The 5,367-nt window shown below is 22.5% G+C and carries 3 protein-coding genes, 1 tRNA gene and 1 pseudogene; 3 read left to right on the forward strand and 2 right to left on the reverse strand.

Annotation, left to right across the window (positions count from 1 at the left end):
- Together D9V70_RS02345 and recD are read left to right on the forward strand one after the other, a co-directional pair.
- Positions 1–1,274: pseudogene (locus D9V70_RS02345) on the forward strand (exodeoxyribonuclease V subunit beta); the annotation flags it as partial.
- A gap of 21 nt (positions 1,275–1,295) precedes the next feature.
- On the forward strand, positions 1,296–3,125 hold the full coding sequence (recD, locus tag D9V70_RS02350) for an exodeoxyribonuclease V subunit alpha (protein WP_158356296.1): 1,830 nt from the start codon (positions 1,296–1,298) through the stop codon (positions 3,123–3,125).
- A gap of 45 nt (positions 3,126–3,170) precedes the next feature.
- Here recD and argA read toward each other — a convergent pair whose 3' ends face one another.
- Both argA and D9V70_RS02360 read right to left on the reverse strand, forming a co-directional pair.
- On the reverse strand, positions 3,171–4,499 hold the full coding sequence (gene argA, locus D9V70_RS02355) for an amino-acid N-acetyltransferase (protein WP_158356136.1): 1,329 nt from the start codon (positions 4,497–4,499) through the stop codon (positions 3,171–3,173).
- Between the two features lie 167 nt (positions 4,500–4,666).
- Positions 4,667–4,743: transfer RNA gene (locus D9V70_RS02360), tRNA-Met, on the reverse strand.
- A gap of 115 nt (positions 4,744–4,858) precedes the next feature.
- Between D9V70_RS02360 and D9V70_RS03320 the strand changes: the two genes are divergently transcribed.
- Positions 4,859–5,367, forward strand: a 509-nt coding sequence (locus tag D9V70_RS03320) for an MltA domain-containing protein (protein ID WP_437177667.1), incomplete at its 3' end; no start/stop codon positions are given.

Below are 5,367 nucleotides of genomic sequence, written 5' to 3' on the forward strand. Positions count from 1 at the left end.
TTGTTTGGATACCTTTTGGTATAAATTTTACTCAATCAATAACACCTATATATCATAATGAAAAAAACTTTAAAACATTTTTCGATATAAAATACAGCAGTAAAAGTTTAGAACATTCAGATAAAGAAAGACTGGCAGAAGATATTCGTTTTTTATATGTTGCAATTACGAGATCAATACTTCATTGTAGTATTGGAATAGCTTGTTTAAAAAAGAAAACACAAAAAAATACTAATAATAGTGATATACACTTAAGTGCTTTAGGTTATATTATTCAATATAACATTTCTATGAACTATGAACATTTACTAATTAAATTAAATAAATTAAAAAAAAGAAATATTATAGAAATTAAGAACAATACAATTAATAATAAATTGGTAATAGAAAAAAAAATAGATTGTTATTTAATACCAAAACCTAAATTTTTAAATAAAAAAATAGAAAATACTGAAAAAATAACTAGCTTTACTCAATTAAATCAAGAAAATAAGTCATTAATCCATAATAATAATGAAATAATTTTAGAAAGCTTTTCAATAGAACAAGCATCAAAAAACAAGAATTTAAGCATACATAGCTTTCCTACAGGAAAAAAATCTGGAATATTAATTCATTATATAATGAAAAGTTTAAATTTTTCAAATAAAAAAACTTTAAATTGGTTTATTGAAATTTTAGATAAATATAGTTTTTCTCAAAAATGGTCTTCAATATTAATGTCTTGGATATATGATATTATAAATGTACCTATTAACATTAATAATCAAAAAATTACTTTATCAAAACTAAAAAAAGAATCCTACATACAAGAATTAGAGTTTTTTTTACCTATTAAAAATACCTTATATTCTGAAAAATTCAACAAAGTTATCCAAAATTTTGATTCTATATCTCTATTTGCGCCAAAAATATTTTTTAATCCTGTTTCAGGAGTGTTAAAGGGTTTTATTGATTTAATTTTTATATGGAAAAATAAATATTATATATTAGATTATAAAACCAATTGGTTAGGAAAAAACAATAACTTTTATACAGATGAATATATAAAAAACGAAATAATTAAAAAACGATATGATCTTCAATATCAAATATATAGTATCGCAATACATCAATACTTGAAAAATATAATAAAAAACTATAATTATAAAACCCATTTTGGTGGAATTCTTTATATGTTTTTAAGAGGTATAAAAAATAAAAAAAATAATGGAATTTTTTACATTCTTCCAGATTATTCATTAATAGAAAAATTAATAATTTTAATTTCATAAAAACATTGATAAAAAATGAATATTTTCATGTTACTTAAAAAATCTCTCCAAAAAAAATTAATTCGACCTATTGATTTTTATTTTGGAAAGTTTATTTCAAACAACAATCCAATTTTAATGCTAATAGGAACTTGCATAAGCTACGAAAACAGTAATGGACATATTTTTTTACCTATTGAATATTTTGAAAAAAATTATTTTTTATCTATTTTTAATAAAAAATTAGTTAAAAATTATTTAGAAATAGTAGAAAAAAAATTCAAATGGAAAGAAGAATTACTAAAACATCCATCTGTTAGTAATGGTTCTATTTTAACACCTTTAGTTTTATTCAAAAAAAAAATATATCTTTATAAGATGTGGAAAGCTGAAAATAACATTTTTCAATATTTGAAAAAAGAACATAAGATAAACGTTAATAAAAAAAAATGTTCCAAAATATTAGATAACTTATTTCCCGGTAATAAAAAAAACTTTCAAAAAATAGCAGTAGCACTAACTCTAATAACAAATATCACATTCATTATTGGTGCTCCTGGTACTGGAAAAACTACTACTATATTAAAAATAATCATTGCATTAATAAAAAATGAAAAAAAATCAATAAAAATTCAATTATCTGCTCCTACTGGTAAAGCAACAACACATTTAAATGAAATCATAACAAATAATATTTTTGATCTTTATCTTTCAGAGAAAGAAAAAAAATGTTTACCTTATAATGCAGTAACAATACATAAATTATTAGGAATTGAAAAAGTTTCTCAAAAAAGTTATTTTAAACATGGTAATTTATTAGATTTAGACGTATTAATTATCGATGAAAGTTCTATGATAGATATTTTGATGATGGAAAAAATATTTAATTCAGTATCAAAAAATACAAAATTAATTTTTATAGGAGATCACAATCAACTATGTCCAATAGAAACAGGGTTTATTTTAAAAGATATTTGTTATTATTCTAATCATGGATATAATTTGAAAATTTTAAATTATATTAAAGCACTGACAAAATATCAATTTTTAATCAACAATGAAAAGAAAACACCAAATTTTATAAGTAATAAGATATGTACATTAAAAAAATCATACAGATTTAATAAAAGTTCAGGCATTTATCTTTTGTCAAATGCTATTTACAAAAATAAAAAACCAATTATTAAAAAATTCTTTAATAATTCTATAAAAAATATTACTTTTCATGAAGTAAATTCTATAAAACAATATAGAAACATGATTAAAAATATTATTGTTAACTATAAAAACTTTTGGGAAAAAATACGAAACAAAGAAAAAATACAAGAAATAATAAAAGCTTTTCAAAATTATCAAGTATTATGCATATTAAATAACGGTTTATTTGGAGTGTATGGTTTAAATCAACAATTAGAAGATTATATGTATAAAAAAAATATAATTAAATATTTTTATGTTAATAAAACAAGATGGTATATAGGAAAACCTATTGTAATTAATATTAACAATAAGTGTTTAGATTTATTTAATGGAGCTATAGGTATCACAAACATTGATAAAAAAGGTGTATTACAAGTGTCTTTTTTAAAGAAAGATGATAATATTCACAATATACCCATAAATATTTTAAGAAATTATGAAACAGGTTGGACTACAACTGTACATAAAGCACAGGGATCTCAATTTTTTAACACAACTTTAATACTACCTAATTTTGACTCAAGAATTTTAAATAAAGATATTTTATATACTGGTTTAACGAGATCTAAGGAAATATTAAGTGTTTTTGCAACAAAAGAAATTTTTATGAAAACTATTTTAAAAAAAACAGATAAAAAAAATAGTTTAATAGATAGAATTAAAGAATTTTAATAATACTAAAAAAGTATTTTACATTCATTATATAAAAAAATATCTTTAATATATGTCAATTGTTAAAATCTTAGAACCACGTTGATAATTATACATTTTCTTTTTACTTTCAGGTAACATATCAATATGAGCTAAAACAAAACCTCGTTCCTGAAACCAATGAATACTTTTAGTGGTTAATACAAAAATTTTTTTTAAATGTATTTCTCTAGCATGAACTTTTATTTTTTTTAATAACAAATCTCCTCTAGAAGAATTACGATAGTCAGGATGAACAACGACACAAGCCATTTCTCCTATTTTTTCTTTTATAAAAGGATATAAAGCTGCACAAGCAATAATCAAATTATCACGTTTTATAATAGTAAATTTATTAACCTCTATTTCTAACTGCTCTCGTGATCTACGTACTAAAATTCCTTTTTTTTCTAAGGGACGTATTAATTCTAATATACCAACAATATCATTAATACTTGCTTGTTTAACTTTTTCTGCAGATTCCATTACCATCTGTGTACCAATTCCTTCACGAGAAAATAGTTCTTGTAAAAGCGCTCCATTTTTATAATAACTAATTAAATGACTACGATTAACTCCACTTTTACATGCTTTTATTGCTCCTTTTAAAAAGCGAACAGTAGAAGAAACATAATCACCTGTACATTCTAAATGTTTAATTTTATTTTTAATTTCATCCGGCAATAATTCAGAAATAATTTTTCCATTATCATTTATTACTCCTTGTTTACTACAAAAACCTATCATTTTTTCTGCTTTTAAAACGATACTAACCTGTGTTGCTATGTCTTCAGAAGTTAAATTGAAACTTTCTCCTGTTACTGAAACTGCAACAGGTCCGATTAAAACTATAGCTCCATTTTTTAATTGACAATCAATTGCATTTTTATCAATCCTTCTTATTGTACCACTATGACAATAATCTATACCATCATCTACACCTAATGGTTGTGCGATAATAAAATTACCACTTACTACATTAATATTTGCTCCTTGTAAAGGTGTATTACTTAAACTCATTGATAATCTTGCTGTAATATCAAGTTGTAATCTTCCTGCTGCTTGCTTTACTTGTTCTAAAGAAACTAAATCGGTGATTCGTATATGTTTATGATAAGTAATTTTAATATTTTTTTCATTTAAAATTGTATTAATCTGAGGACAAGCACCATATATAACTACTAAATGAATCCCTAAACTATGCAATAATCCTATATCATTTATAATACCAGAAAAGTTACCATATTTTATTGCATCGCCACTTAACATTATTACAAACGTTTTACCACGATGTGTATTAATATAAGGAACACTATGACGAAAACCCTGAACTAATTCAGTAGTACGTTCTTTCATGATAATCCTCTTGCATTTTTAATACAATCTATATATATTATTTTTCATATATCTATAAATTTATATAATGTAAATAAAAAATGAAAAAATTAAATATAAATTTAAAAAATTTGGAAGGTTGTTAAAAGATAGGATTTAAAAAAAGAGAAAGATTGCAAAAAAAAATATGGTTGCGGGGGCTGGATTTGAACCAACGACCTTCGGGTTATGAGCCCGACGAGCTACCAGACTGCTCCACCCCGCGTTTACAGATAAAATAATACACCTTTATAAGAAAAAATACAATATTTTTTATAAAAAATTTTTTAAATTTAAAATAAATGTTTTTACAATTTATTTTTGTACTATATAATAAAAAAATTATGAAGAAAATAGAAAAAATAATACTTTTAATTCTTTTATCTACTTTTATAATAGCTTGTAAGAATCAATCGATCAACCAAGGAAAACAATATAAATTAAAATTAGTACAAAATGTTACAAAAATCAATATAATAAATACCACAACAACGCTAATCAATCCGAAATCGTTTCTTTTGCAAATTCAAGAAATTAAAAGATCATCTCCATCTTTGTATCTAAAAAATAAACTAATTTATAATAGAATTACAAACTGGATAAAAAACTATTCTATTATTAATCAACTCAACAAATTTGGTATTGATTCATTTCAAATGAAAGGCATAGATAATTATGGAAATGTTAAAATAACTGGATACTATACTCCAATAATAGAAGCTAGAACAATCAAAAACGATCGATTTAAATATCCAATATATTCTATGCCTTACCATAATAAAAATGAAATTTTACCAAAAAGAAAAGATATATATAATGGAATTTTAGATAAAAAATATATTTTAGCATA

The sequence above is a fragment of the Buchnera aphidicola (Lipaphis pseudobrassicae) genome, from assembly GCF_005081185.1.
GTDB lineage: Bacteria > Pseudomonadota > Gammaproteobacteria > Enterobacterales > Enterobacteriaceae > Buchnera > Buchnera aphidicola_AD.

Bases quoted from the DNA above. Each gene is read 5' to 3' on its own strand.
- argA (WP_158356136.1), bottom strand. From the start codon at position 4,499: ATGAAAGAACGTACTACTGAATTAGTTCAGGGTTTTCGTCATAGTGTT.